Source organism: Streptomyces sp. NPDC057287 (assembly GCF_042667905.1).
Classification (GTDB): domain Bacteria; phylum Actinomycetota; class Actinomycetes; order Streptomycetales; family Streptomycetaceae; genus Streptomyces.
In genome coordinates this window covers 651,718-678,562 of sequence record NZ_JBHUYV010000002.1, presented here as the reverse complement: position 1 = coordinate 678,562, position 26,845 = coordinate 651,718, and the positions used below count along the sequence as shown (strand labels likewise).

Genomic DNA, 26,845 nt, shown 5'->3' with positions numbered 1-26,845 from the left:
CTGCTCGGCGAACCGGCCGCCCGGGTGATGACCGGCGGCCTCCCGCGCCCGGTCGGTCAACTGCAGGACCGGGCGCGGCAGGCCGGGATCCTGATCGGTCTCGCACCCTCACCCGCATCGACGTAGGCGTCCGCAGGCGTGTCAGTGCCCTCGCGTACCGTGCGGTGCTAGGGCGTGGGGCCGTGACCCGCGCGGACGCGCGGGGAGAGCGGCATGAACGACCGTATCGAGTGGCCGGCCGAGCATGACATGGACGCCGCGCTGATCATCAGGACCGATTTCCACGATGAACAGGCGTGGTCGGCAGTGAAAGCGTCGCTGATGACGACCTGGGGCGAGGATGACGACGTCGAGCCGTACGTCCACATCGTCGATGACCCGCGCTGGACGGGATTCACACCTGCCCGGGCCCTCTCCGAGGCATCCGCGCACGCGGAAATCCGCGGCGTCGTCTACCTCGCGGACAGCGCTTCGATGCGGGGAACTCCTGTCACGTTGCTGGCGCTGTCTCTTCTGACCAGGAAGCAGTGCGAGGACGACGAGGAGTTCGAGGCCTACGGCGGTGACTTTCGCGTGGTGCCGTGCGGAGTGCACGAGATGAACGCGAATCTGATGATCGCCAACCTGGACTTCGGCGATTTCGCGGAGGCGGCCAGGGCCGATCCCGAAGGCGTCTTCCGAGGATTCACGGGCTGACGAGATCGGCCCCGCGTTCGGCGTCAACCGGCGAAGGACCATAGCTGACGGACCGTCCTCCTGGGACCAGCCACTGGATTGCGCCGTTCGCAGCGCGCTTTCTTCGAGGCGCGATCCCGAGGTCCCATAGAGTCGCCGCATGCGACGAGGGACAGAATTGGCGATGGCCGGGGTTGCGGCCCTGGCCTGGGGCGAATGGTTGAACTGGCGCTGGTCCCGAGCTCTCGTAGGGGAGAGGGAGGGCGTCGTCGAAGCTGTGGTCGTGCTCGGCTACCGCAACCCGCAAGCGTCGGCGAACGTCATCAACCGGTGGCGTGTCCGTGCCGGCATGCGCTCCATCGCTGCTGACGGCGCACACGAGACCCGAGTGATCTTCAGCGGCGGTACGACCAGTGAGAGCGCCTCGGAGGCCCGGATCATGGCTGACTACGCGTCGTCCGTACTGGGCTTCGACGGCACGATGATCCTCGAGGACCGAAGCACGACCACATGGGAGAACATCACGAACGTGATTCCGCTGCTGGAGGACGTCAGCCGGATCAAGATCGTCTCGCAGCCGGCTCACGCGCTCAAGGCGCGCGCCTACGTGCAGCGGCAGCGCCCTGACCTCGCCGAGAGGCTGGTGCGCGCCGATGACTACCGTCCTGGCGAGTGGTTGTTCGTCAAACCGGTGCTCGCTCTGTACGGGCTCTGGAAACTCCGAGGCCTCAGGGCGGGCGAACGGTAGGTCCCGCCGTGGACAGCCGCTGCTGCCTCGGCGGCGAGCACCGTGGATGACGAGGCGGGGCGGCCCCGGCCGGCCGTGGCCGCCCCGAAAGCCTCGTAGCCGAGGCAGGTCGGTCATCCCCTCATCTGCCAGGCGGCGACCTTCCCGGCAGGGGCTCATACCGGATTCGGCAGGTCGATCAGCGCGAGCTTGGCCGGATCGATCACGACCCTGATCCCGGTGATCCGGCCGTCGACGACGGTGAACGCGAGCACGGAGAGCGGGGTGCCGTCCTCGCGCCAGGAGATGATCCCCGGCAGGCCGTTGACGAGCACCGCCCGCCCCTGTGCGGCCGCACCGGCGGAGAGGTGCGCACCGGCTGCGACCTTGGTGGCGCCCAGGGTGACGACCACACCGGACGGGGTGTCGACGGTCAGTTTCACCTCGGGATCCAGGACCCGCAGCAACTCCTCGAAGTCGCCGTGGCGAGCCGCGGCCGTGAAGGCCTGGACCACCTCTCGCTGTTCTCGTCCGGCACCGGTCGGCCGCTCCGTCGTCTGCACCTTCCTGCGGGCGCGGCTGGCGAGCATCTTGGTGGCGGCCGTGGACTTTCCGAGGATCTGGCCGATCTCGGCGAACGGCACCGCGAACAGGTCGTGAAGCACGAACGCCAGTCGCTCGCTCGGTCCGAGCGACTCCAGGACCACGAGGAGCGCGAGCCCGACCGAGTCCGCGAGCACCGCGTCGTCCTCGGGAGCGGGGAGCTCGTCGAGCGTCACCTCGAGGCCGGACAGACCGTCGTCGTAGGGCGCCTCCGGGCGGGCCTGGCGTGAGCGCAGGACATCGAGGCTGATCCGGCCGACCACCGTGGTCAGCCATCCGGCGAGGTTGTGGATGGCCGCCGCGTCCTGGCGGGAGAGGCGCAGCCAAGCCTCCTGGACCACGTCCTCGGCGTCGGCGTGCGATCCGAGCATCCGGTGGGCGACTGCGCGCAGCCGGTCGCGCTGGGCCTCGAACGCCTGGGCTGTCGGGTCCGTCGGGCTGGTGTGTGACATCGTTGTTACCTTCCTCGGCTCTGCTCCGTCATGGGTGATGACGGGCCCGGAGGGGCGCAGGTAACCGATGAGGGAGCAAGACCGATGGAAGCACGTGTGAAGAGCCCGGCCCATCCCGACGTGACCACAGCGATCCAGCATCTCTACAAGGCGATTCACTCCGGGGGCGTGGACAGCCGCCTGCTGTCCCTGATCCACCTGCGCGCCAGCCAGATCAACGGTTGCAGCCCCTGCATCTTCGCCTCGGTGGAGGCGGCGAGGAAGGCCGGCGAGACGGAGGAGCGGCTGCACAACGTGGTCGCGTGGCGCGAGACCCCCTTCTACACCGATGAGGAGCGGGCTGCGCTCGCGCTGGCCGAGGCGGCCACCCGGCTCCAGGACGGCGCGCCTGGCGTGACCGACGAGATCTGGGACGCCGCCGCCGACCACTTCACCGAAGAGCAACTGGGCACGATCATCCTGGAGGTCGCGACGACCAACTTCTTCAACCGGATCAACCGTGCGGTCCGGGAGCAGGCCGGCAAGGCCTGGTGAGTGGACGGGCGCCATCCCCGGGAGACCGCGCCTCCCGTCCTGCAGGGGATGACGCCCACGCCGACCGGGCGCCAGGCATGGCACCGGGAGCCCGTGACGAAGACTCCCCCGTTGCTCGTCGGAGCCCTGTTCGCCCTTCCGGCCCCGGGCGGGCCCACCTCGGCGCTACCGTGGTGGACAACGCCAGATGACAGCCAGGAGCCCCGGATGAGCCACGAGCCGGCCACCTCGCCCGACCGCCAGCCGCTCGACGAGCACGCCGCCGAATCGGTGCGCGCGTACGCGGCCTCCGAGCGGGCCAAGGCAGACCTTCTTGCCTCGGTGCTGGAGGACATCGCCGCGAACGGCTACCCGGCTCCGGAGACAGGGGTGCCGTGGGAGACGGCCCGGGACGCGCACCTCGCCCGCCTGGCGGACGAGCAGCCCCGTGTCGCCTGAGCGCGGGGCGCGCCGCTCACGCGTCGTCACGGTGGAGCCCGCGCTCACGCAGCTGTCCAAGCTCACCGCCTCCGAGACGCACCGGCTGGACCGTGCGATCGTCGCGATCAGCGTCAATCCCCAGCTGGGCGCGACGGTGCCCGGCACTCTGCTGCGCGACTACACCGACGAGATCGACGGCGTCCGGATCATCTACTACGTGACCGCCCTGCAGACGATCACGATCGTCGCCTACGTGGAGGCGTAGCTCCCGTGGCTCCGTGCTCCCCGCCCACCGTGGGCAGGCGGGGAGCAGTGTCGCGGGTGGACGGGCGCCCCGGTCCCGTCCCCGGCGAAAGCGGGTGGGGGCAACCGTTCCGTACCCTGGGGGCATGCGTATGCGCCCCACTCTGAGCTGGACCCCTGCCGAGGACCTGCCGCCGGGCACCACGGATCTGGAGCCCCTCGCCGACGTACTGGGCACCGGCGGGGTGCTGGTGCTCAGCGGTGCGGGCATGTCCACGGAGTCGGGTATCCCCGACTATCGGGGCGAGGGCGGGAGCCTGAGCCGGCACACCCCGATGACCTACCAGGACTTCACCGCGGACGTTCAGGCCAGGCGACGGTACTGGGCGCGCAGCCACCTGGGCTGGCGTACCTTCGGCCGGGCCCGTCCGAACGCCGGGCACCGGGCCGTCGCCGCTTTCGAGCGGCACGGCCTGCTCTCGGGTGTGATCACCCAGAACGTGGACGGCCTGCACCAGGCCGCCGGCAGCACGGGCGCCGTGGAGCTCCACGGAAGCCTGGCCCGGGTCGTCTGCCTCTCCTGCGGCGCCTTCAGTCCCCGCCACGAACTCGCTCGGCGGCTGGAGGAGGCCAATGCGGGTTTCGCACCGGTGGCCGCCGCGATGAACCCTGACGGGGACGCCGATCTCACCGACGATCAGATCGGGGACTTCCACGTGGTGCCCTGCACGGTCTGTGGCGGCGTCCTCAAGCCGGACGTGGTGTTCTTCGGCGAGGCCGTGCCCCCGTCGCGGGTCGAGCTCTGCCGGCGCCTGGTCCGTGAGGCGGCCTCGCTGCTGGTCCTGGGATCCTCTCTGACGGTGATGTCCGGACTCAGGTTCGTGCGCCAGGCGGATGAGGCGGGAACCCCGGTGCTGATCGTCAACCGGGACCCCACCCGTGGTGACCGGCACGCCCTCACCCGGATCGCGCTCCCGCTGGGAACGGCACTCACCACGGTGGCCGGCCGGCTGGGTGTCCCCGTCGACGACGAGACGGCACGGGACGTTACCGGAGACCACCGATGACACGGTGGACACCATCGCGCCGGCCACCGGCACGGGCACCGCGACGACACCGCTCCGTGACTCCCGCCGGACCGTCGGCGTACCGTCCGACGCCTCCCGTCGCGCCTTCCGCCCGCTGACCCGCTCCGTGCGTTTCCTCGGCGCGGCTGTCGGCATGCCCGCTGCCGGTCAGGGGGCAAGGGTGCGGCGGAGTGCCGCGAGTCCGTCGCTGTAGATGGTGTGGAACAGCGCGATCGCCTCGTCGTCCGTGATCCCGTCAGGTGTGAAGGTTCCGCTCCACTCGACGCGGGACCAGGCCGTGTCCGGGTCCTGGTGCACGGCGATGGTGGAGAGGTAGCCGGTGACCGGGAACGGTGCCTGGAGTATGGAGTAGCTGTAGGTGCGGGCCCTGTTGTCGAAGGCCTCGAGGCGCTCGATGATCTGACCGCCTTCGTCGTTGACGAGGCTCCGGACACGGCCGCCCTCGCCGAGCTCGCTCGTGGGGATGTACGGCAGCCAGTCGGGCAGGGTGTCGAACCCCCCGATGAGCTGCCAGACACGGTCGGGCGGTACGGGGAGGCGGACGGATGCGGTGGTCGTGGCCATGGTGGGTCTCCTTGCGGGTCGGGGCGTGGTCAGTGCGTGCTCGGTACGGGTGCGTCGGGGGCGATCAGCTGCTCGTCGCGCAGCGCCGTCCAGAAGCCGTCCGGGATCCGTTCGCCGAGCGCGGCGACGTCCTCCGCGATACGGCTGGGCCTCGTGGCGCCGGGTATGACGGCTGCGGTGGCGCGGTGGGCCAGGGAGAACTGCAGTGCGGCGGCCTTGATGCCGACCCCGTGCCGTTCGGCGAGGGCCATGATGCGCTCCACCCTGTCGATGATCTCGGCGGGTGCGTCCTGGTACTCGAAGTGGCGTCCGCCGGCCAGGATCCCGGAGCTGTAGGGCCCGCCGACCACGATGTCGACGTTCTGCTCGGCGGCGGCGGGCAGCAGGCGCTGCAGGGCGCGGGTGTGGTCCAGGAGGGTGTAGCGGCCGGCGAGGAGGAAGGCGTCGGGCGTGGGCTCGTCGAGGCCGAGGGTGAGCTCGAGCGGTTCCACCCGGTTCACGCCCAGACCCCATGCCTTGATCACACCTTCGTCCCGCAGCTTCTCCAAGGTGCGGAAGGCACCGGTACGGGCCGTCTCGTACTGGGCGAGCCACTCGTCGCCGTAGAAGTCCTGCGCGACGTCGTGGACCCAGACGATGTCGAGGCGGTCGGTCTTCAACCGTACGAGGCTGTCCTCGATGGAGCGCATCGTCGCGTCGGCCGTGTAGTCGTTGACCATCTTGTTGGGGCGGCCGTGTTCGAAGAGGCCGCCCTTCTCACCGAGGTCACGGGTGGCGGGGTCTTCTGCCTCGTCCTGGATGACACGGCCGACCTTGGTGCTGAGGACGTAGGTGTCACGAGGGTGAGCGGCGAGGACCTCCCCCAGGCGGATCTCCGCGAGGCCGGCGCCGTAGAACGGCGCGGTGTCGAAGTAGCGGATGCCGTGGTCCCAGGCGGCCTCGACGGTGGCTGTCGCCTCCTCGTCGGGAATGTCGCGGAACATGTTGCCCAGGGGTGCGGTGCCGAAGCCGAGCGGTCCGGGCAGGAAGGGGGCGATGGCCATGAGGTTTCTCCTTGGCGAAGGCAGGGGGAAGGTGTCGGACGTCGCTTTCACGAGGATTGCGAAGTCTGTCGGGTGGACGTCTTCGAGGTTAGGATCAACACTTGAGACTGTCCAAGACTCGCTTGGACTGAGTTGAGTCCCCCGAGGTCTTACATGCTTGACCTGCGACAACTGCGCTACTTCATCGCCGTGGCAGAGACGGAACACGTCGGCCGGGCCGCGGAGGAGCTGCACATCTCCCAGTCGCCCCTCAGCCGTCAGATCGCCCAGCTGGAGAAGAACCTGGGCCTCACCCTTTTCGAGCGCACCCAGCAGCGCATCCGCCTGACCGCCGACGGGCGGATCTTCCTCACCGAGGCACGGGCACTGCTGCGGCACGCGGACCGGCTGGAGAACCTGGGCCGCCGCCTGGGGCGCGGAGAGGAAGGAGGGCTGTGCATCGGGTACGTCACCGACGCCATGCACACCGGTGTACTTCCGGCGGCGCTGCGCACGCTGCAGGAGGAGCGGCCGGGCATTCATGTGGCGCTCTACAGCCTGGCCCCGGAGGAACAGTTCGTGGGCCTGCGGCAGCGAAGCCTCGACATCGCCCTGGTTCAGCAGCCTCCCGCGGAGGACGATCCGGACCTGCTGGCGGCCCCGCTGCTGGAGGACCCACTGCTCCTCGCCCTGCCGGCCGGCCACGACCTCGCCGCCCGGGAAAGCATCACGGCACAGGATCTGGACGGGCTGCCATGGATCGCCGTCGACAGCTCACACGAGCCGGCCACCCGGGACGCGTTCGTCGCAGCCTGCGTGGCCTCGGGCTTCACGCCGGACATCCGCCTCGACGCGCCGGAACCCCTGACGGCCCTGGGACTGGTCGCATCGGGCCTGGGACTCGCACTCGTCCAGAAGAGCATGGTCCGCGGAACCACCGAAGGCGTCGAAATCCGTGAACTGCCCTGGCACCAGGCGTCGGTACACCTGTGGGCAGCCTGGCACCGCACCGACCTGCGGCCGGTGGTCGCATCATTCCGTGAAACGGTCCTGAGCCACCGCACGGAGTGACCCATGGCTGGTGGCAGCCGGGGTGGGGGCGTGCCCTCAACCGCATACGGCGCAGCCGCGCGGTCGGCGCCCGGCGCGGCGACCGTGCGGCCGTTGTCGGATTCAGCAGGCTCGCGACCTGTGCGGGACGTACGCGGTGACGGTCCATCGCCCGCCGTCCCCGCGCTCCAGTGTCGCTGTGGCCGCGTGGCGCAGCGGCTGATCTCCGGGGAGCGGTAGGGGCCAGCCCGTCGTGATGTCCAAGGGCTGCCACTTCGACAGGTCCACACAGTCCTCCACCGTGGCCCGCGGCGGCCCCGCCCCGGCATCGGCGAGGGACACCTCCGGCTCGTGGCCGAGATCGCCGCGGATCACCATGCCGTCCTTCTTCAGACGGGCCAGCTCTTCCTCGAACACGCTCAGGACCACGGGCGCCACATACCGCTCCAGATCGGTCCCGTCCGCCGACGCCACCCGGAACGCCTTCACCCGCTCCGACCACATCGCCCCGTACGCCTCCCGCACCGCCCCGGCCGCATCCGGGGAAGGACCCGACACTGACGGCGGCGGCGAGGGTACCGCCGCAGCACCCGCAGGTGCCTTCGCGTCCTCCGTGCCCCGGCCGCAGCCGGTGGTGACGGCACAACAGAGGAGAACCGCCCCGCACAGCGCCACCACGTCCGCTCCTGGCCACACCTGTCGATCCGACACTCTCAGGCTCCCCGTCACTCACAGTCCGACACCGGTCAACAAGCCAACGACCCTCGGACCACGACGTCACCGTGCCTCACCCGTCTCCCCCCGCATCCGTTGCACGGCGCGTGTCTCCGGCCTCCGCGTCTCAGGTGCGACGTGCGGGAACGCCGCTCCACGAGGATCGGTAAGGTCGCTGCCATGCATGGTGCGCGGGTGGTGCTGATCGGGGGAACGTCGAACGTCGGGAAGTCGACGGTGGCCCAGGGGGTGGCGGACAGGCTCGGATTCGAATGCCTGTCGACGGACGGCCTGGCCCGGCATCCGGGACGGCCCTGGAGAACGCCGGATCGGGAAGTGCCGGCGCATGTCGCCGAACACTACGCGTCGCTCACGGTCGACAAGCTGGTGACGTCCGTCCTCGACCACTACCAGCGGCTGTGGCCCCGCGTGGAACAACTGATCGCCGCACACGCGGAAGGCGGCGTCGGCAGGTCCGGGCTGGTCCTGGAGGGGTCTGCGCTCTGGCCCGTCAGCGTGGCGGAACTGACGGTCCCGCACACAGCCGCCGTCTGGCTGGTCGCGAACGATGATCTCCTGCGGGCCCGGATCCACACGGCCGGCCTGTACGAAGCATCGACGGACCAGGAGCGTCACCTGACGGACAAGTTCCTGGCCCGGTCCGAGCGGTACCAGGCATTGATGCTGGATGCCCTCGCCGGTCTGGACCTGGACCGCGTCGACGTGGGCGCCGGGCTGCCCGTCGCGGAGTTGGTCGACACGGTGCTCGCGACCGTGGAAGCGCAGGTCAAGGTGGGACGGTCGCCCGCCGGTTCGCCGAAGGACCGGTGAAGACTGTCCCACGAGGACGGGGCGGCCATGGGACGAGCCGTCGATCGAGGCGGGCGAACGGTGGTGGAACGGAACCGGGATCTGGAGCGGGACCTGGAGCGGGATCTGGACCGGCGGCCTCGTGCGCGGCACACAGCGACGGGTGACACCCCAGTGTGCACGGTGTTCCACGTCGGCCCGAGGCCAGGGGTTCCGGGGCCCGTCCAAGTTGAGAAGCGTGCAGAACACGCTCACCCACGAAGTCGGCATTCTCATCAACTCCCGGAGCTACACCTTCCGGGAACCGAGGTCACCCGCCTACAGATGGGTCGACCTCAAGCGCCTGCGGCTCCCCCCGGAGCCTGTCGGCGACGAGGATCTGCTCGCCGCGCTCATCGGGCATGAACAGTTCCGGGACGACTATGCCGGTGGCGGAGTGCTGCCGGAGGGCATCCGGCACGGCCCGTACTGGCTGCGGGCGGTCACCCCCGACGCGTACGAGGCCGTCGGCCGGGAGGAGAGCGGCAACTGAGCCCCGGCCCTATCGGGCCTCTCACCGGGTTGGCCCGAAAGGCAGATCGACGTGGCCGAACGGACGCTCGAGGCTCTGGTCCGTACCGGCACGAATTCCGTCACTCGAGAGGGTCAAATTCTGGACTCGCAGTAGCTGAGCCACATGTTCCTTCTGCGCTGTCGACGACGGTGGTGAGACCCTCCGGGCCGGTCATACTCATCGCCGCGCTCAAGACCGGCCGGAACCGGTCCCCCTGGCACTCCTCTCCGAGGTTCGAAGACGTGGGCCGGCGGCTCCACGGACGCCGGACACGGCCATCCCGCGACTCCACCCTCGTTCCTCGCCGGAGCGGCGGCCGACGTCACCGGCGTGGTCACGACTCCACCGGGATGGCCCATCCCTGCGCGAAGCGGTGCCGGGTCCGGTCGTCGGCCGGCAGGAACGTCTCCAGGTGCAGCCCTTCGAGTGCTGCGTCCGTGGCCGTACTGAGAGTGGCCGACGTGCTGAAGAATCGCAGCGGGTGGCCGTCGACGTCGATTTCGAGGGTGACCACCGGCCCCAGGAGGGGGCTGGCGGCGCCGGGGCTGCCGAGGTACCCGGCGATCTCCGCGGCGAGCTCGCGGTGGCGCCCGTCATGGCTCCGCTCGGCGCGGTGGCTCACCTGCCGCAGCAGATGGGTGCCCCACTCCTGGCGATTGCGGATCCGGCCTGCCAGCCCGTCCGGATGCAGACATACCCGGACCACGTTGACCGGCGGTTGCAGCAACTCCGGCGCACAGCCGGTCAGCAGTCGGTCGACGGCGGCATTGGCGTCGACGATGTCCCAGTGGTCGTCCAACAGCAGTGCGGGGTACGGCAGGTGGGCGTCGAGAAGAAGCCGCAGACCGTCCATCACCACGGAGATGGAAGCGTCGTCCAATGGACGATCCCGGTAGCGCGGTGCGTAACCCGCGGCCAGCAGCAGTCGGTTGCGCTCCCGCAGCGGCACATCCAGGCTGTCGGAGAGGTGCATGATCATCTCTGGGGTGGGGTGCGCCCTGCCGGTCTCGACCCGGCTGAGGTGCCGGGTGGACACCTGCGACCGGTTGGACAGCTCCTGCTGGCTGAACCGGCGCCGTTCGCGCCAGGTACGCAACAGCTGTCCGACCGGCGGGACTTCGAGTGCAACGCTCATGATCACGAGGGTATGGGCATCGTGACCGGACGACCATGACCTGTGAGGTCATGGATCGGCGGCCGGCCCCGGGCCAGGATTCTCGGCACCAACCGGTCGATCCGAGCGAAAGAAGCAGATGATCATGAAGCGCATCGTTCAGCAGTACCTGGCCACCTGGAACGCGACCGACGGCGAGCGGGCGGCGCTGATCTCCGAACACTGGTCGCCCGAGGTGACCTATACCGATCCGATGGCCGAGGTCTCCGGCCACGACGGGGTCTCCGCAGTCATCGACGGAGTCCACGCACAGTTTCCGGGGTTCGTGTTCACCCAGGTCGGTGAAGTGGACGCCCACCACAACCAGGTGCGCTTCCGCTGGGGGCTGGGCGCGGCGGGGGCCGAGCCGCTGGTGATCGGATTCGACGTGCTGGTGATGGACGAGTCGGGCCGGATCCTGGACGTGCGCGGCTTTCTGGACAGACTGCCTGCATGACGGAGCCGTAGCACCGTCCACCTCCATGGGGGAGAGCCGGACTGCCCGCCCGCCCGGGAGCCGGCCACCTCGGCTGCATCCGATGCAGGCGAGGGAGGCCGGCCGGACCACGGACGGGGAGGTCGCAGCCACCCGCTGAGACCTCCCCTCCGTCGCCAGGGCGGGTTCAGGAAGGCGCTCCGAGCGCGCTGGCGAGGAAGTGCGCCTCGTTACGCCCGAGGCGGGTCGCGATCACCGCTTCACCGCCGGTGATCGACTCGGCGACGCCGACCGAGACCAGCAGCCGGTCGTCACCCTGGACGAGCGCACCGGGCGGGGGCCCCGCACGCGGTTGGCCGAGCCGGGACGGCGTATGACCGGAGGGTGGTGGCACGCGCCGGCAAGCGGACCGTGTGCGTCCGGCATCGGTGGAAGGCATTCGTCGCAGGACGCGTCCGACGGTAGCGGGCACATCGGTGAGCGCGACCGCCGACCGCGCCGCGGGACCAGGGCTTAAACTCGGCTCGGCACGGATGGGGGCGGAAGAGATGACGGCCGAGGCAGTGCAGAGGTGGGGGTCCACCCTCGATTCTGTGGTGGTGTACGAGCAGGGGGCGCTCTGCCGCCGGCTGGCCCGGGGCTGCGCGCCGCCGGACGGCAGGGTGCGGGTGACGGGACTGCCCCGCTCCCTGGACCCGGGCTCGCTGAGGGCCCGGATCCTCGGCACCCCCGGAGTGCACGTCAGCGAGGCCCGGATGGAGATGGAGGCCGAGCCGACCGGCACTTCCGCGCCCGGCGGGTTGCGGGACGAGGTCGAGCGGCTGACAGACGAGCTCATGGCGGCGCGGTGCCGTCGGGACCACCTGGTCCACCTGATCGGTGAGGTCGGCGCTCTGCGTCCGGTACCGCCGGCACGCAGGCGCGACGATCCTCACCGTCGCACACCGGTCGACGCGTGGCTGGAGCTCGCCGGCTTCGTGGACGAGCGGATGGCAGGGCTGCACTCCCGTCTCGCCGAGGTGGAGGAGGTGCTGAGCCGGACGGAGCACGAGCTCGGTATCGCCGCGGACGAGCTCGCCCGCGCCTCCACCGACGCGCCCTCGGGGTACGTGGCGACCACGGTCTCGGCTCTTCTGACCATCGACACCTCCGGTGCCGGCACGGTGGAAGCGGAGTTGGAGCTCGAGCTGGAGTACGGGGTTCCGGGAGCCGTCTGGGCGCCGGCCTACCGCCTGACCTGCCGTCAAGGAGACAGCAGCGGGCGCCTGGAGCTGCGTGCCTCGGTCGCCCAGCGCACCGGTGAGGACTGGACCGGCGTGTCCGTCGGTCTGGCCACGGCCGACCTGCGGCGGGGAACCGAACTGCCGAAGCTCCGCTCGGTCCGCATCGGGCGCCGTCAGCCTGCCCCCGCCCCCTCAGGCTGGCGCGAGCCTCCGGCGGGTCTCGCCGGCCTCTTCACCGGATACGACACGGCCGGCGCCCGTCCCGCCTCGGGCGCGGCGGCCGCGGGGGCCACAGCCGCGGCGCCCGGAGGGTTCTCGCCACCGCCGCCCGCGCCGCAGGCCTACGGCGGGCCTCCCGTCCCTCCCCCGGCGCCGGGCGGAGCCTTCCCCGAGCCCTCCGCCGGTGCGCCGATGCCCGCGTCGCAGGTCCGTGCCCGTACGGGTGGGCGACGATCCGCCGAGAGCTCGTTCGCCGCGGCCCCTGCCCCGATGGCACCCGCAGCCCCCGGCGGAGCGGCACCGGCCCCATCGGCACCGGCAGCGCCGCCCGGTCCGCCGCGGCCGAGCGGCGCCGAGCTCGACTACACGGACCTCGTCCTGTGCGGCCCCGACGACCAGGGCGATCGCCGGGGAAGGCTGTTCCCCGGCTCCCCGTTCGACCCGGTCGCGGCCGAGTACCGCCGGCGGGCGGAGTCGGTGGCCGCGCTGCCGCTGCCCGGGCACGCCGTGCGGCCCCGCGAGTCGGCGGGATCCTTCGACCACCGCTTCGACACCGCCACCCGCGTGGACATACCGTCGGACGGCACCTGGCACACCGTCACCGTCGGTGAAACAGCCGTCGGCACGCACACCGAGTACGTCTGCGCACCGTCGGTGGAGCAGACCGTCTACGCGACGTCCGTGCTCTCCAACACCTCCGATCAGGCTCTGCTCGCGGGCCCGGTGGAAGTCACCGTCGACGACGACTTCCTGCTGACCGCGGCACTGCCCACGCTCGCCCCCGGCAGCGTCCGGCGGGTCGGGCTGGGACCTGCCGAGGGTGTCCAGGTCACCCGCCGGACGGACCTGCGCGAGTCCACGGCAGGTCTGCGCAACAACATCACCGTCCTGGAGCACCACGTACACATCGAGCTGGCCAACCGCCTCACCGGGCCCGTCACGGTAGAGGTCCGCGAGCGGGTGCCCGTCAGCTCCGAAACGGATGTCCGGATCGAGGAACGGGCCGGCTGGACCCCACCCGAGGACGGCACGGGGCCCGATCACCATGCCCCCGGCACCCGAGTCAAGCGGGTGGATCTGCCCGCCGGAGGCACCGTCGTGCTCGACGGCGGCTACGAGATCCGAATGCCGGCCGGCAAGGCCCTCGTCGGCGGCAACCGCAGGAGCTGAAAGACACCATGACCACAGCCTCGGAGCCGATCGCCCTACCCGTCACCGCCGTGACCTGCCTGGAGGATCGCGCGCACGTCGAGCGTGCCGTCGTACTCGACCTGGAGGCAGGGGTGCGGCGGCTGCGTCTCGGGCCGGTCAGCGCGCTCGCCGTCGACCGGACCCTCCATGCGGAGCTGACCGCTGATCACCCGGCAACGGTCCTCGATGTGCGCATCGTCCGCAGCTGGACCCCGCGAGGCCCGTCGTCGCAGGCCGATGACGGCTCGGCCCTGCGTCGGCGGACCCACACCCTCACGCGGGAGCAACTCGCCCTGGAGCGAAGGCGCGACCGGCTGCACGCCCGCCGTGACCTGCTCGGCGGCCTGGCAGCCGATCTGCTGCGGGAAGTGGCCGAGGGCGCCGGTTCGGGGGAGACCGACCGCTCGCGCTGGGCCGACGAGCTGGACCGGGTCGACGACGAGCGCGCGGAATGCGGCGAGCAACTGCGCTCCGTGGAGGCCCGGCTGTCCGCCCTCCACGACGAACTCGGGCAGCTCGAGCGCGCCCTTCACGACTGTGAGGAGGAGCCCGCCGAACTCGTCGGGCATGTCGAACTGACCGTGGAAGCCGCCGTCGCCGGACCGGCCGGCCTTCGCCTGAGCCACCTCGTCCCGTGTGCGCTGTGGCGGCCGGCCTACCGGGCCGTGCTCGACGGGGAATCCTTGTCGCTGGAGACCGACGCGATGGTCTGGCAGCGCACCGGCGAGGACTGGCGGGACGTGCAGCTGACGATGTCGACGGCACGGTCGGCGCTCGCCACCGATCCACCGCGCCTGGAGGAGGACAGGCTGACGCTCACGGACCGCACCCCGGCGGAGCGCCGCGCCGTCGACGTCGAGCTGCGCGAGGAGGAGATCCGGACTCTCGGCCCGGCTCCGGTCCTCGGTCTGCCGGGGGTGGACGACGGCGGCGAGGCAAGGGTCCTGCGGGCCCCGGCACGGGTGTCCGTATCGAGTGACGGCCGCGCCCACCGGGTCCCGCTCTCCGCGTTCACCACGACCGCGCACACCGAGTACGCCTGCTCGCCCGAGCTCTCCCCTCTGGTCACCCGGCTCGTCCGGTTCGACAACCTGGCCGGCCACGCGTTGCTCGCCGGGCCCGTGGACCTGGTCCGTTCCAGCGGTTTCGGCGGCCGCGGCACGCTGGAGTTCAGCGCTCCCGGCGCTCTTGTGGAGCTCGCCTTCGGCAGCTGCGACGACCACCGGGTGCTGCGGAACACCGAGGAGACGCGGGACACCGCCGGGATCACCCAGCGGACCGTCATCAACCGGACGGTCACCTTGCACCTGTCCCGGTTCTCCGCCCCCGGAGAGCAGGGCGACAGGGTCGTCACCGTCCGGGAGCGGCTCCCGGTCTCCGAAGTCGCGGCGGTGGAGATACGCCTGCGGAGGGAAGCCTGTTCACCGCCCCCCGACTCGGTCGACGCCGAAGGCATCGTCCGCTGGGACGTCGCTCTCGGGCCCGACGGCCACCGGACGCTCACCCTCGCCTACGAGCTCTCCGCGACCGCCAAGGTCACCGGGCTCTGAGATTCGCCGTCCCTGCCGGGCACCACCTGCCGCCGCCGTGACGGTGGGCGCCCCGGCGGGGTCGGACCGGCTCGCGGTCCAACAGCCCTGCCGGGGAGGGCGTAACTCCGGGAACGCTCCGTCTGCCCCGGTGAGGCAGACGGCACCGACGCCGGCGACGGGCACACCCGGCTACTTGCTCATGGGCGCCGGCCTGGGCAGCAGTTCCCCGTCGACGTACAGATCGACGCGCTCGTTGTAGAAAGCGACCATGCCGGCGATGCGGTCGACGTGGATCGTCGGGAAGTCGTACACCCAGGCGATGTCCTCGTGGGTGGCGGCCTCGCTGTCGAAGGACCAGTAGCCGCTTGTCGTGCCCTTGTACGGGCACCGGGTCACCGTGTCGGAGTGACGCAGCCCGGCCTCGTCCACATGCACACGGTCGAGGTAGTAGCGGGTCGGCAGTCCGGTCTCGAACAGCTTGACGCAGGTGGGCGCCTCCGCCAGCACGACTCCGTCGAGCTCCACGCGGACACTGCTGGAGGAACGCAGCGCGTCCACGCGGGCGTATGGGCTCCGGGGGTGGACGAAGACCGGCTCGTCCTCCTCGAACCAGGCGTCCAGCGCCTCCCACTCGAAGCGGACGGTGCCGTGCAGAGCCGCGGGAGCACCCTCGTCCCACACCCATGCCGCACCCTCGCGGACCTCCGGGCCGACCCTCAGCGTGTGGCGCCGCGCGGGTCCGGCCCCCCGCGGCTCCACGTGGCCGTCGTCGGTCAGCACGCCGTCGGCCAAGTCCTCGATCGGGATGCTGAACTGGGGGTAGGGGGGCCATTCCCACACGTACAGCGCACGCCGGGTGTCGAAGGCCACGCGACCTCCGATCGTCGCCCGGACGCGGCGCGGCACGGGCTCGACGTGCCCCACCGGGACGAGAAGGCTCGGGTACTGAACGCTTTCGTCCGCCATCGGTGGCCACCTCTGTTCGCTCGCACTCCGCGCGCCCGGTGCCTCCGGGACGCTTCGGGCACCATGCTCCCACCCCGAGGACGCGCCTTTTCTACCGGAATGCTACCTAATGCGCGATGGATCTCCATCGGTGCAACATGCGGCGTCCTGAACCGGGGTGACAGGCACTCAGGACTTTTCGGCCCCGGACGCCGTCCGGTGAGGCCGCTTGCGGGGCGACTGCCGTGACACCGAAGCCTCGATCCGGGCGAACTGATGCCGGAGGCTCGCCATCCACACCTCGAGGTCGACGGATACGTCCGCCGAGGAGCAGGTGTCCGGCACGGGCGCGAGGGACGGGGCGAAGGACGACGCGGAGGACGGGACGGAGGACGACTCAGCGCCTCGTCGGCCGCTGCCCACGAGCAGGGAGGCGATCCGGTCGGCTTCCGCCTCCAGACCTGTTGCGGCAGTCCGGACCCAGGTCGCGGCCGGGCCGGGAGGGCCGGTGCTCGGGCGGAGACCGAAGAGGGGCAGCCGGTGCGCGCCCTGGAGCACGTGGTTGGCGACGATGAGCACCGCATGCCAGTCGGGGTCGGCGCCCTGGGAGGTGGCCCCGGCCTCACTGCGGTACTGGGCGTACGCCGCCTCGGCAAGTCGCAACCGGTGCAGGCTCGGCAGTGTCTGCGGCAGGGCGGCCCGCGATCCGGGCCAAGGGGTCAGCAGCGCTTCCGCGGTCGGCGGTACCAGCGCACCGCAGGCGCGCAGCAGCGCGCCCATGGCGCGGCGGACCTCCCGCTCCGCCCCGGCCGGCCAGGCCAGGAGCCCGCACAACAGCCCGATGACGCTGCCGGTGGCGACATCGATCATCCGCGCCTCGGACAACCGCCAGGTGACCGGGGCCATCTGGGCGAACGCGGTGGCGACGACCAGGGTGAACAGCCCTTGGGTGTAGGCGATCCCCAACATCGGTCCCACGGAGAAGCCCACCAGCATCGCGGGAGCGAGGAGCGCGGCGTACGCGTCGGTGTGCGACCCGATCCCGGTCAGGAGCGCTCCCGCCACGAGGGCCCCGACCGCGTTGCCGGCCACCGCCCGGCGTACCGCCTGCCAGGTCGCGCCTACGGTCGTGCGCCCGAGGGTCAGGACGGCCAGCAGCACCCAGAAGCCGTGGTCGAGGTCGAGCGAACCGGCCACCAGCCGGGCGGCCGCCAGGCCGAGCGCGGTCCGCACGGCGTTCTGGAAGAGGACCGATCTGAAGGTCACGTTCCCGAGGGCGCGTCGTGCCCACAGCCTCGGTGTGGAGAGCTCCGCGTACCAGAACTGGTCGGCCGGGGCGGGCGGTTCCGCGGGCCTTCCGTTCGCGGCGACGTCGACGGCGACTTCCACGATCCGGGCCGATCCGGCCAGCGCCAGCACCCGTGACTGCCGTCGGAGCACGGCTGCCCGGAGAGTGGGACCGGCCGCCGCGGAGGCGGGATGCCCGGAGGCCGTACTCTCGCGTCGTCCCGTCTGGAAGTCCCGCATCGCCCGCTCCAGCTCTCCGGGCAGCGACGGCCGGCGGCCCGTACGCAGGGAACGCGCGCAGGAGTCGCACGTCTTCGCGACCCGGCGGAGGAGGGCGGCGGACGCGGGATCGGCGGACACCGGTGACGTCCCGGAAAGGCTCGCCAACTGCTCCAAGAGGTGCCTCGCGGCACGGCCGGCCTGTTCCAGCGCTCGATCCGTCCTGCCCGCACCGGCAGGACGTTCGGACGGCGGTACGCAGGAGAGACGCATGCTCGAACCCGCCTCGCGCAGGCGTTCCGTCGGCACCTCGTCGGTGGCGGCTGCGCGCGCTGCCGTGCCGAGCTCGGTGGCGAGCCGTTCCCGGTAGGAGGCGACGGACGGGTCGGGCAGCAGGACCTCGGCCGCAGCGAGGAGCAGCATCCCGGCGGCGAGTCCCCCGAGGCGCTCCCCCAGGGTCTCCGGTGCGTACGGCGGGAAGCAGGCGAGGATGTAGAAGAGCTGGAGGCCGGGAGCGACGGCGGCGGGTCGCGGGCCGGCCACGGCCGCGAAGGCGAGCAGGAACCCGATGACGAGCATGCCGCCGGTCGCCGCCCAGGTGTCCACCGCGACCAGTGTTCCCACGGCTGCGAGGGCCAGGGCCGGGGGCAGCGCGCGGAGGGTCACGGAGGCCTGCTGGCGACCCGATCCGGGGATGGCGGAGAGCAGGCCTACGGCGATGGGCGCGAAGAGCGCGTACAGAGCGGCGACCGGGAGATCGGCGGCGTACCTCAGCGTGTAGAAGCCTACGCTCGCCGCGACCGTCACCCGCAGGCTCCTGCGCAGGATCGCCGCCCGGCCGGTCCTTGTGCTCACCTCCGCGCACCCTGCGCAGGACGCTCCTCGGGCCGGGTCGCGGACGCCCGGGCACGGGCGCGCCGCGATTCCTCGTCGGCCGGTGGCGGCTGCGCGCCCATCTGCCGCTCACCTCTCGCTCGGCGAAGGCCCCGGGTCTGGTCCCGTTGCCTGCCGCCATTGTCGATCGATGCCGCCCCGCCCGCTCGCGGGGCTGGTCCCGTGGACGGCCGGCAGCCCGGCTCAGGAGGCGGCGCCCCGCTGCGCACGGCCCCGGCTCCCGGTCGACGAGGGGTCCTGGGCTCCCCCGCTGCCGGACTCCTTGTCAATATCCAGAATCCTGTTTACTGTTTGATTCGTGAACGACCTGGATGACCGCTTCCTCACCCGTAACGGCCTCGCCGCACGGCAGCTCGCCGCTCTGCTCCTGCACCACGAGCCGGAGACGCGCCTGCCCCGCGTGCGGGACTTCGCGGAACAGCTGGGCTGCGGCAACGGCACCGTCCAGGCAGCCCTTCAGCTGCTGGAGCAGTCCGGAGCGATCTCCACGACCGCGCGCGGCCACCTCGGCACGTTCCTCGTCCGTTCCGACCGCACCGTCCTGTGGCGGCTGTCCGGGCTGGGCACCCTGCTCGCGGCCATGCCGCTCCCATACTCCCGGCGTTACGAGGGCCTGGCGACGGGCTTGCGCGGCGCCTTCGAGGAGGCGGGCGCACCGTTCGCCGTCACGTTCATGCGCGGCGCGGGGGCCCGGACGGCGGCACTGCTGGAGGGCAAGGTCGATCTGGTCGTACTGTCGCGGTTCGCCGCCGACCAGCTGATCGCGGAGCATCCGGTGGAGCTGGTGGCGGACCTCGGCCCGGCCACCTACGTCGGCGCGCACGGCATGCTCGTGCGGCGCGGGACCGACCTGGACACACCCGGACTGCGGGTGGCCGTCGACCACACCTCCGAGGATCTGCGGATGCTCGTGGAACGGGTCTTCGCCGGCAGGCAGGACATCCGGTGGCGGGAGGCCTCTTACATGCAGTTGCGCGACCTGTTCGCCCGGGACGAGGTGGACGCGACCGTCTGGAACCTCGACGAGGCCCAGGACCGGATCGGGCTCGGTGTCGAGGTGCTTCCGCTCGGCGACGAGGTCACCCGGGAGCTGGCTCTGCGCAACTCCAGCGCCGCGGTGATCTGCCGGACCGAGGGGGCGAAGGCCCTGGCCGCGGTCCGCGCCTCGCTCGACCTGTCCCTGGTGACGCGGCTTCAGGGCGAGGTCCTGAGGGGAGAGCGCATCCCCTCGTACTGACCGGCGGGCGCGGTGACCGGAATCTCATATTTCCGGAGCGTCACCTGCCCTCAAAATACAGAATCCTGGTTACTGTTGTTTTCTGGAGGATCACCATGGACGACCAGCTCGCACTGCGGCTCCAGCTCTTCCGCGAAGGCGGTCAGGTCCGGCCGGAGGTGGCCGATTTCGTCACCTCCGAACTCGCCTTCCTGGAGGCCGAGGGGCTCACCGTCACCGAGGCGACGGCCGGGATGCTCACCAGCCATCTGATGATGGCGCTCGGCCGGCTGGTGGACGGAGAGCCGATCGACCAGTTCCTCACCGACGACCAGATCGCCGCGGAGCTGGCCGGGCATCCCGGTGCTGTCGCCCGCGCCCGCGCCGTCTCGGCCCGCGCCGAGAAGGAGCTGGGGTCCGCGCTCCCCGAGTCCGAGGTCAACTTCCTCGGCATGCACCTGGCCGTACTGGCCCAGCAGCCCGCTCCCCCACCCGCGTCCTGACCGGCCACAGCCGAAGGCACGGAGCCACCTCCGCGGGGACGACCCGTCGCGTGGACGAACCGACACAAGGAGAAGAACAGTCATGACGAAGATCCTCACGGGCGGAGTCGGCAAGGTCGAGGTCACCCGGGCCATCGGCGCGCTCGGCATCGACGCCCTCGACATCGTCCCGTCCAGCGACATGGACGCCGCGATGAAACTCCGGGTGGGCCAGGCCGACTACTACCTGGGCACCTGCCACACAGGCGCCGGCGCCTCCCTGGGTGTGCTCGTCGGCCTCATGGGCAGTGCCGCCTGCCACACCTTCGGGCGCGGTGTGCCCACGGAGGATGAGGTCACCACCCTGCTCGCCGACGGCAAGAAGGTCTTCGGGTTCTCGATGGACCAGATCGACACCATCGCCCCGCTCATGGCACGCGCCATCGCCGCCCGCGGCTGATCTCAGCCTCTTCGCATCATCCCGGGCACGAAGGAGTGACTCGTGAGCACCACACTCGCCGCCGGTACCAGCCTTGACTTCACGCTGGCCCAGCAGCTGACCGTGATAGCCCTCTGCGCGCTGACGGCCTACATCTCGCACATGGCCCTGGCCGTCTTCAACGACGGAGTACGCCCCTTCCTGCTGGACTTCATCCAGGGACGCACCACCCGCAGCGCGACGACAGCCGTCTCCTTCGGCCTCTCCGCGGGCTTCATCTTCGGGCTCGGTGCCCCGATGGCCCTGTCCACCGGTGTGCTGAACCCCTGGCTGGTCTTCCTGCCCACGGACATCCTCGGGATGCTGGCGCCCAAGAAGTGGCTCGCCCCGATCCTCGGCGCCGCCTGGGGCGCCGTGGTCGTCTTCGGTCTGAACGGCGCGAACAACGTCGCCCACGACCTCCCGGTCGACTTCCTGACCGCGATGCAGCAGATGTCGACGCCGATCCTCTTCCTCTTCACCCTGTTTCCGGTGCTCGCCATCACGAAGCAGTTCGGCCGCAAATGGGGCGGCATCGCGGGTGTCCTCGAACTGGCCCTCGTCGTCATGACGATGAAGCTGTGGCCCAACATGTTCGCGGGAGCACTGGCCATGGCGGTCGGTGTGCTGATGCTCATCGGACTGGCCGTCACCAAGGACGTCAGGCAGCGCCGGGCCGACCGTGCGGCGGGGATCACCGACGACGTCCTGCCGGACGACGACCCGATGGCGTCCCTCTTCAGCGCCAGCGCCGCCCGCCTGCGCACGTACCTCCCCCTGTTCATGGTGCTCGGCGCCGGAGTCTGTGTGCTCGCCCAGATGCACATATTCGGCGGTGGCGAGGCGACGAGCTTCCTGATCGCCAAGGGGCAGTACTCCGAGGCCGCCCAGGTCGACTTCTACCGGGTGTTCGGCTTCATCCCGCTGATCGCGACGACCGCGCTGGCTTCCGGCGCCTACGGAATCGCCGGGTTCACGCTGGTGTACCCCATCGGCTACCTGATGCCTAACCCCTTCGTGGCGGCGGTGGTCGGCGCCCTCGTGTTCGCCGCGGAGGTGCTGGCCCTCTCCTGGATCGGCAAGCTGCTCGGCAAGCTGCCCAGCGTCCGGGACTCCTCCGAGCATCTGCGCAGCGCCATCGGGGACACCCTCCAGCTGGCGATCCTCTTCGGGTCGCTGATGGCCGCCAACGCCATGGGCGGCGGGCTCGGGATCCTCGTCGTCGGCGGTCTCTACCTGCTGAACGAGGCGATGGGCCGGCCGGTCGTGAGGATGGCCGCCGCCCCGGCGGCCGTGATCGTCGGCGGAATCCTGCTGAACGTCCTGTACTGGCTCGACCTGTTCACCCCGGTCAAGGGCTGACCCCCACCGATCGGACCGGGCCGTACGCGAAAGAAGGACCCCCCACATGAACCGCCCCGCACCACACACCCTGCGCACCGTCACGGGAGATCTGCCCGTCGGTTCCGTAGGCGGCCCGGTCCTCGCCCACGAGCACCTCGTCCTCGACCTGGACCGCCGGGGCGACGGCGCGGCCGTCCTCCACCCGGAACTCCACGCGGCAGCCGTGACCGCCGAGCTGGCCACGCTGCGGGTGGAGTCCGGGCTCGCCCTGGTCGTAGAACTGACCTGCCGGGGCATGGGGCGCGACATCGGTGCCCTGGCGAGGATCTCCCGTGACGCCCGGGTCGCCGTCGTCGCCGCGACCGGCTGGTACTACGAGCCGTTCCACACACCCGAGATCGACGCGGGGGATGTGGAACAGCTGACCGGCGTGCTCGTCCGCGAGATCGAGGGCGGCATCGACGGGACCGGCATCCGGCCGGGCGTCCTCGGCGAGATCGGCAGCCACGGCGACGTACCGACCCCATCCGAGGCGAAGGTGCTCCGGGCCGGTGCGCGGGCCGCGGTGCGCACGGGCCTCTCCGTCGCCACCCATGCGCAGCTCGGCCGTGGCGGCCTCGCCCAGCTGGAACTGCTCACCGGTGAAGGACTGCCCGCCCACCGGATCGGCATCGGCCACCAGGACCTCCTCGACGATCCGGGCGTCCACCGGGAACTCGCGGCCGAAGGGGCGTACGTCGCCTTCGACACCGTGGGCAAGACGTCCTACCAGGACGACCGCACCCGGCTCAGGCTGCTGCTCGCCCTCGTGGAAGCCGGACACGCGGACCGCGCCCTGCTCAGCTGCGACATCTCCCGCCACGGCTACCTCCTGGACGAGGGAGGCCAGGGCTACGGGCACCTCTTCCGGAGCTTCCTGCCCCGCCTCCGGGCGGCGGGCGCCGATGACGATCTGGTCGACCTGCTGACCCGCCGCAATCCACTGCGCTTCCTGACCGGCGCGAGCGAGGAGGACAACTGATATGAACCCCGTGCTTCCCCCCACCTTCCCGCTGGCAACCGTCGGCCTGGACGACGCCGTCGCGAAGCAGTTCCGGCTCCTGGAGGCCACCGCCGCCCACTTCGAGGGAGACCAGCTCTTCTCGGCCGACGCCGGAGTCGTCCCCGGTCTCGGCCGTCCGCGCACCACCGCGCGCGTCGAGGCCGTGCTCGCCGACTACTTCGGAGCCGAGGACGCCGCCTTCGTGCAGGGCGCGGGAACCGGCGCGATCCGGGCTGCCCTGAACGCCGCCGTGCGGGCGGGCGACCCTCTGCTGATCCACCGGGCCCCGGTCTACCGCAGCACCGAAGTCACCCTGCGCGGCATCGGGGTACGGACCGTCGAGGCCGACTTCAACGACCCCGCGGAGCTGCACGAGGCACTGGCTTCCGGGCAGTTCAGGTGGGCGTACGTCCAGCACACCAGACAGCGGCTCGCCGACTCCTACGATCCGGCCGAGGTCCTCGCGGCCTGCCGCGCCGCCAGGGTCCGCACCATCGTCGACGACAACTACGCGGTCATGCGCACCCCGTCCGCCGGGGTGGAGCTGGGAGCCGACGCCTCCTGCTTCTCGCTCTTCAAGCTGCACGGACCCGAGGGTGTCGGGCTGGTCGTCGGTGCCCGCGACCTCGTGACGCACATCCGCCGCGACAACTACTCCGGTGGCGGGCAGGTGCAGGGCCATCAGGCGCTCGACGCCCTGCGCGCGCTCACCCACGTCCCCGTCATGTGGTCCGTGCAGTCCCGCGTGGGCGCCGAGGTCGCGGAGCGTCTGGCGGCCGGGGAGGTGGACGGCGTGGCCGAGGTGCGCATCGCCAACGCCCAGGACCGCTGCCTGCTCGTCCGCCTGGACCGGCCGGTCGCCCGGGAACTGCCCGCGGTCGCCGCACGCTTCGGTGCCGCCCCCTACCCCGTCGGTTCGAACTCCCGCTACGAGATCGCCCCGCTCTTCTACCGCATGTCCAGCTCGGCGCTGGACGACTCCCCCGAGCTGGCCGACTGGACCGTCCGCATCAATCCGATGCGGGCCGGCGCCGACCTCGTCGTCGACATCCTGCGCGGGTCGCTCGCCGCCCTGGACGACCCTAAGGACGACTGACCGTGTTTCTCGACACCCTGCTCACCCGCAATCCCGGGCTCGTCGACGCCGCGGCCGCCCTGCACCGGAACGGCAGGATCCCGCCCGACACCTATGTGATGGACCTGGACGCCGTCGAAGCCAACGCCGCGCTGCTGGCGGCCGAGGCCGGACGCCTCGGCCTCGGCCTCTGGTTCGTCGTCAAGCAGCTGGGCCGCAACCCCGAGCTGATCCGGGCCATCGCCCGCCACATCCCCCGTTCCGCCGCCATCGACCCGGCCGAGGCCCGCACCCTGCACGCCGCCGGAGCACTGCCCGGCAACGTCGGCCACCTCGTCCAGATCCCCCGGCGCACCCTGCCCGAGGTCCTGGCGTGGCGCCCGGAGACCGTTACCGTCTTCGACCTGGCCAACGCCCGCGCCGTCTCCGACGCCGCGCGTGAACAGGGCTTCGTCCAGGACGTCCTGATCCGGATCGAAGGCGCCGACGGCTCCGTCTACCCGGGCCAGGAGGGCGGCGTTCCGCTCACCCGGCTGGACGGCTTCGCCGAGGCCGCCGAGTCCCTGGACGGTATCCGGATCGGAGGCGTCACCGCCTTCCCCTGCGTCCTGTGCGACCCGGAGACGGGTACACCGGCCGCCACCCCCAACTTCGGTCTGGCCCTCAAGGCCCGCGAGCTCCTCGTCTCGCGCGGGCACCACGGGCTCCGGCTCAGTGCGCCGAGCGCCACCTCGATGGCCTCCCTCCCCCTGCTCGCCGAACTCGGCGCCACCCACGGCGAACCGGGCCACGCCCTCACCGGCACCACCCCTCTGCACGCCGTCGATCCGACGCAGCCCGAGAAGCCCGCCTACGTGTATGTCAGCGAGGTCGCCCACACCCTCGACGACGGCCGCCCGGCGGTGTACGGCGGTGGGTTCTACGCCCGGTCCCGCATCCGCAGCGCTCTCCTGCCGCGCACGGGCACACGTCTGGGCGTGCGCGACGCTCCCGCCGAGAACATCGACTACTACAGGCTGCTCGACGCACCCGCCCGGGGTGCGGACGTGGTGATCGGCGACACCGCGCTGTTCGCCTTCCGTACCCAGATCTTCGTCACCCGTTCGAGCGTCGCCGTCGTCTCCGGACTCGCCTCCGGCTCCCCCCGGCTGAACGGCCTGTACGACGCCCAGGGCCGAGCCCTGTAAGGAGCACCTCATGGCCAAGACCGTCATCGTCGTCATCGACGGGTTCGGAGTCGGCGCCATGCCCGACGCGGGCACCCTGCGTCCCGGCGACCTCTCCGCCGACACCTGCGGGCATGTCCTCGACCACGCGCGCACAGCGTTCGGCCGGCCGCTTCGGCTGCCGGTGCTCGGGGCGCTGGGACTCGGGCTGGTCCATCCGCATCCGGACCTGGCACGCCGCACACATCTGCCCGTGGCCGCCGGCAGAGCTGCCCTCGGATATCCGGGCGCGGACACCTTCGCGGGCCATCAGACCATGATGGGCGCGGACTTCAGCCGGGTGACGGTGGCCCGGCTCGGCGATCACCTCGACGAGGTGACCGAGGCGCTGGAGGCCGCCGGACACCGGGTCGAAGCGGTCGACGGGAAGCCACCGCTCCTCGTCGACGGCGTGGTCCTGGTCCATGACAACCTGGAGGCAGACCCCGGGATCAACTGGAACGCGTCCGGCCGCCTCGACGACGTCCCCTTCGACGGGCCCGGCGGGATCGTCTCCATCGCCCGGACCGTACGAGCGGTCGCTCCGGTCGCCCGGGTCATCGCCGTCGGCGGCCACTCGGACGGCCCTCTCACCGGGTTCGTCCGCGCGGGGGACGGGGGAACCACGGGGCTCGACACCCCCGCCACCGGTTTCTACCGGAACGGCGGGCTCCAGGTGCAGCACCTGGGCGCCCCGCTCGATCACACCCGGCAGCTCCCCGGCCTGGCGGCCCGTGCCGGCATCCCGGTCACCCTGGTGGGCAAGGCCGCGGACATCCTGGCGTGCGAGACCGCGGAGCGTCACCCTGCCGTGGCAACCGCCGACGTCCTGGCCCACACCCTGGAAGCCGTGCGCACCGGAGGTGACGCACTCGTGGTCGCGAACGTGCAGGAGACGGATCTGGCGGGCCATCAACAGGACCCCGAACGGTACGGGCGCCTGCTGGAGCAGGCCGACGCCGGACTCGCCGGACTCGTCGCTTTGCTCACGGAACCCGGGGACCGGCTGATCGTCACCGGCGACCACGGCAACGACCCCACGATCGGCCACGCGAACCACACCCGGGAGTACGTGCCGGTCCTGATCCACCGGCCCGGCGCGGACGGCGTGGAACTGCTGCCGGACGCGCACAGCCTGGCCGACATCGGCGCGACGGCCGCGGCGGCACTGGCACTGGATCCTGAGGAGCTGGCCGGCGGCGCGCCTCTGCACGCGGGTCGCCGAGCGGCCTGATGTGGGCCGGCAGCCGTCCGGCCGACCGTTCCGGCCGGGCGGAACGTATACGGCGGGGGGGCGGGGCGGGGCTCCAGACCCGCCCCCCCCCCGCGCGACACCCCCGCCGGGCCGCCGCCCCGCGCCGTCTCGTTCCGCTCGCCGGCGCCCTACGTTTTCTTCCCTTCGGTTGTCGTCGGCAGCGACGCGGTGACGGACTTCCCGCAGGTCTACGC

General features: G+C 71.3%; 28 protein-coding genes and 1 pseudogene. 20 read left to right on the top strand and 9 right to left on the bottom strand.

The genetic code is table 11. From position 1 onward, the window contains the following. Nucleotides 1-213: 213 nt before the first annotated feature. Nucleotides 214-696 (top strand): DUF6924 domain-containing protein, encoded by a 483-nt coding sequence (locus ACFUNE_RS06445; protein ID WP_383562947.1) that lies wholly within the window; start codon nt 214-216, stop codon nt 694-696. A 139-nt stretch (nt 697-835) separates the two neighbouring features. Then, nucleotides 836-1,423 (top strand): YdcF family protein, encoded by a 588-nt coding sequence (locus ACFUNE_RS06440; protein WP_383562944.1) that lies wholly within the window; start codon nt 836-838, stop codon nt 1,421-1,423. Nucleotides 1,424-1,578: 155 nt separating this feature from the next. Here ACFUNE_RS06440 and ACFUNE_RS06435 read toward each other — a convergent pair whose 3' ends face one another. Continuing rightward, nucleotides 1,579-2,457, bottom strand: coding sequence for a sigma-70 family RNA polymerase sigma factor (locus ACFUNE_RS06435; RefSeq protein WP_383562941.1), 879 nt, complete (start codon nt 2,455-2,457; stop codon nt 1,579-1,581). Nucleotides 2,458-2,541: 84 nt separating this feature from the next. On the opposite strand from ACFUNE_RS06435, the gene ACFUNE_RS06430 reads away from it, so the two are divergent. The 4 genes from ACFUNE_RS06430 to ACFUNE_RS06415 all read left to right on the top strand — a co-directional run bounded on the left by ACFUNE_RS06430 (nt 2,542) and on the right by ACFUNE_RS06415 (nt 4,721). Next, a complete protein-coding gene (locus ACFUNE_RS06430) occupies nt 2,542-2,991 on the top strand; it encodes a carboxymuconolactone decarboxylase family protein (protein WP_383562938.1) in 450 nt (149 codons plus the stop codon). A gap of 207 nt (nt 2,992-3,198) precedes the next feature. Continuing rightward, the gene (locus ACFUNE_RS06425; protein ID WP_383562935.1) at nt 3,199-3,429 is read left to right on the top strand and encodes a hypothetical protein; all 231 of its coding nucleotides are present in this window, start codon (nt 3,199-3,201) and stop codon (nt 3,427-3,429) included. Continuing rightward, nucleotides 3,419-3,676 (top strand): hypothetical protein, encoded by a 258-nt coding sequence (locus ACFUNE_RS06420; protein ID WP_383562932.1) that lies wholly within the window; start codon nt 3,419-3,421, stop codon nt 3,674-3,676. Before ACFUNE_RS06425 ends, ACFUNE_RS06420 begins: the two co-directional genes overlap by 11 nt. 124 nt (nt 3,677-3,800) lie before the next feature. Beyond that, nucleotides 3,801-4,721 carry an NAD-dependent protein deacetylase gene (locus ACFUNE_RS06415; protein ID WP_383562929.1) on the top strand — a complete coding sequence of 307 codons (921 nt, stop codon included), beginning with the start codon at nt 3,801-3,803 and terminating at the stop codon, nt 4,719-4,721. 168 nt (nt 4,722-4,889) lie between these two features. On the opposite strand, the gene ACFUNE_RS06410 is transcribed toward ACFUNE_RS06415, so the two are convergent. Then, complete coding sequence (locus tag ACFUNE_RS06410) at nt 4,890-5,306, bottom strand: SRPBCC family protein (protein ID WP_383562926.1); 417 nt, start codon at nt 5,304-5,306, stop codon at nt 4,890-4,892. Between the two features lie 29 nt (nt 5,307-5,335). Beyond that, nucleotides 5,336-6,349, bottom strand: a complete 1,014-nt coding sequence (locus tag ACFUNE_RS06405; protein WP_383562923.1) for an aldo/keto reductase — start codon at nt 6,347-6,349, stop codon at nt 5,336-5,338. Between the two features lie 153 nt (nt 6,350-6,502). On the opposite strand from ACFUNE_RS06405, the gene ACFUNE_RS06400 reads away from it, so the two are divergent. Next, nucleotides 6,503-7,399 (top strand): LysR substrate-binding domain-containing protein, encoded by an 897-nt coding sequence (locus ACFUNE_RS06400; protein WP_383562920.1) that lies wholly within the window; start codon nt 6,503-6,505, stop codon nt 7,397-7,399. A 102-nt stretch (nt 7,400-7,501) separates the two neighbouring features. Here the strand turns inward: ACFUNE_RS06400 and ACFUNE_RS06395 are convergent, their stop codons facing one another. Beyond that, nucleotides 7,502-7,936: a hypothetical protein gene (locus ACFUNE_RS06395; protein WP_383562917.1), complete on the bottom strand. Its 435-nt coding sequence runs from the start codon at nt 7,934-7,936 to the stop codon at nt 7,502-7,504. 336 nt (nt 7,937-8,272) lie between these two features. Between ACFUNE_RS06395 and ACFUNE_RS06390 the strand changes: the two genes are divergently transcribed. Both ACFUNE_RS06390 and ACFUNE_RS06385 read left to right on the top strand, forming a co-directional pair. Continuing rightward, nucleotides 8,273-8,923: a hypothetical protein gene (locus ACFUNE_RS06390; RefSeq protein WP_383562914.1), complete on the top strand. Its 651-nt coding sequence runs from the start codon at nt 8,273-8,275 to the stop codon at nt 8,921-8,923. 217 nt (nt 8,924-9,140) lie between these two features. Further along, a complete protein-coding gene (locus ACFUNE_RS06385; RefSeq protein WP_383562911.1) occupies nt 9,141-9,434 on the top strand; it encodes a hypothetical protein in 294 nt (97 codons plus the stop codon). Between the two features lie 45 nt (nt 9,435-9,479). Here the strand turns inward: ACFUNE_RS06385 and ACFUNE_RS06380 are convergent. Continuing rightward, a pseudogene (locus tag ACFUNE_RS06380) lies at nt 9,480-9,578 on the bottom strand (deaminase); the annotation flags it as partial. 211 nt (nt 9,579-9,789) lie between these two features. Beyond that, nucleotides 9,790-10,590, bottom strand: coding sequence for a helix-turn-helix domain-containing protein (locus ACFUNE_RS06375; protein ID WP_383562908.1), 801 nt, complete (start codon nt 10,588-10,590; stop codon nt 9,790-9,792). 124 nt (nt 10,591-10,714) lie between these two features. Here ACFUNE_RS06375 and ACFUNE_RS06370 point away from each other — a divergent pair, with 124 nt between their 5' ends. Then, on the top strand, nt 10,715-11,065 hold the full coding sequence (locus ACFUNE_RS06370) for a nuclear transport factor 2 family protein (protein WP_383562905.1): 351 nt from the start codon (nt 10,715-10,717) through the stop codon (nt 11,063-11,065). Nucleotides 11,066-11,231: 166 nt separating this feature from the next. Here ACFUNE_RS06370 and ACFUNE_RS06365 read toward each other — a convergent pair whose 3' ends face one another. Continuing rightward, complete coding sequence (locus ACFUNE_RS06365; protein WP_383562902.1) at nt 11,232-11,438, bottom strand: hypothetical protein; 207 nt, start codon at nt 11,436-11,438, stop codon at nt 11,232-11,234. A gap of 154 nt (nt 11,439-11,592) precedes the next feature. Between ACFUNE_RS06365 and ACFUNE_RS06360 the strand changes: the two genes are divergently transcribed. Together ACFUNE_RS06360 and ACFUNE_RS06355 are read left to right on the top strand one after the other, a co-directional pair. Then, a complete protein-coding gene (locus ACFUNE_RS06360; RefSeq protein WP_383563076.1) occupies nt 11,593-13,656 on the top strand; it encodes a DUF4139 domain-containing protein in 2,064 nt (687 codons plus the stop codon). Nucleotides 13,657-13,664: 8 nt separating this feature from the next. Further along, nucleotides 13,665-15,227 (top strand): mucoidy inhibitor MuiA family protein, encoded by a 1,563-nt coding sequence (locus ACFUNE_RS06355; protein ID WP_383562899.1) that lies wholly within the window; start codon nt 13,665-13,667, stop codon nt 15,225-15,227. A 171-nt stretch (nt 15,228-15,398) separates the two neighbouring features. On the opposite strand, the gene ACFUNE_RS06350 is transcribed toward ACFUNE_RS06355, so the two are convergent. Further along, complete coding sequence (locus ACFUNE_RS06350; RefSeq protein ID WP_383562896.1) at nt 15,399-16,175, bottom strand: DUF427 domain-containing protein; 777 nt, start codon at nt 16,173-16,175, stop codon at nt 15,399-15,401. 168 nt (nt 16,176-16,343) lie between these two features. Then, complete coding sequence (locus ACFUNE_RS06345; protein WP_383562893.1) at nt 16,344-18,515, bottom strand: FUSC family protein; 2,172 nt, start codon at nt 18,513-18,515, stop codon at nt 16,344-16,346. 337 nt (nt 18,516-18,852) lie between these two features. Here ACFUNE_RS06345 and yhfZ point away from each other — a divergent pair, with 337 nt between their 5' ends. The 8 genes from yhfZ to ACFUNE_RS06305 all read left to right on the top strand — a co-directional run bounded on the left by yhfZ (nt 18,853) and on the right by ACFUNE_RS06305 (nt 26,630). After that, entirely contained in the window at nt 18,853-19,791 is a 939-nt protein-coding gene (gene yhfZ, locus ACFUNE_RS06340; protein ID WP_383562890.1) for a GntR family transcriptional regulator YhfZ, read from the top strand. A gap of 95 nt (nt 19,792-19,886) precedes the next feature. Further along, nucleotides 19,887-20,273 carry a transcriptional antiterminator gene (locus ACFUNE_RS06335; RefSeq protein ID WP_383562887.1) on the top strand — a complete coding sequence of 129 codons (387 nt, stop codon included), beginning with the start codon at nt 19,887-19,889 and terminating at the stop codon, nt 20,271-20,273. Between the two features lie 82 nt (nt 20,274-20,355). Continuing rightward, nucleotides 20,356-20,712, top strand: a complete 357-nt coding sequence (locus ACFUNE_RS06330; protein WP_383562884.1) for a DUF2620 domain-containing protein — start codon at nt 20,356-20,358, stop codon at nt 20,710-20,712. A gap of 42 nt (nt 20,713-20,754) precedes the next feature. Then, complete coding sequence (locus ACFUNE_RS06325) at nt 20,755-22,092, top strand: YhfT family protein (protein ID WP_383562881.1); 1,338 nt, start codon at nt 20,755-20,757, stop codon at nt 22,090-22,092. Between the two features lie 46 nt (nt 22,093-22,138). Then, nucleotides 22,139-23,095: a phosphotriesterase gene (locus tag ACFUNE_RS06320; protein ID WP_383562878.1), complete on the top strand. Its 957-nt coding sequence runs from the start codon at nt 22,139-22,141 to the stop codon at nt 23,093-23,095. A gap of 1 nt (nt 23,096) precedes the next feature. Beyond that, complete coding sequence (locus ACFUNE_RS06315) at nt 23,097-24,212, top strand: aminotransferase class V-fold PLP-dependent enzyme (protein WP_383562875.1); 1,116 nt, start codon at nt 23,097-23,099, stop codon at nt 24,210-24,212. Between the two features lie 2 nt (nt 24,213-24,214). Beyond that, nucleotides 24,215-25,378: an alanine racemase gene (locus ACFUNE_RS06310; protein WP_383562872.1), complete on the top strand. Its 1,164-nt coding sequence runs from the start codon at nt 24,215-24,217 to the stop codon at nt 25,376-25,378. Between the two features lie 10 nt (nt 25,379-25,388). Beyond that, the gene (locus ACFUNE_RS06305; RefSeq protein WP_383562869.1) at nt 25,389-26,630 is read left to right on the top strand and encodes a phosphopentomutase; all 1,242 of its coding nucleotides are present in this window, start codon (nt 25,389-25,391) and stop codon (nt 26,628-26,630) included. The last annotated feature ends 215 nt before the right edge of the window (nt 26,631-26,845 follow it).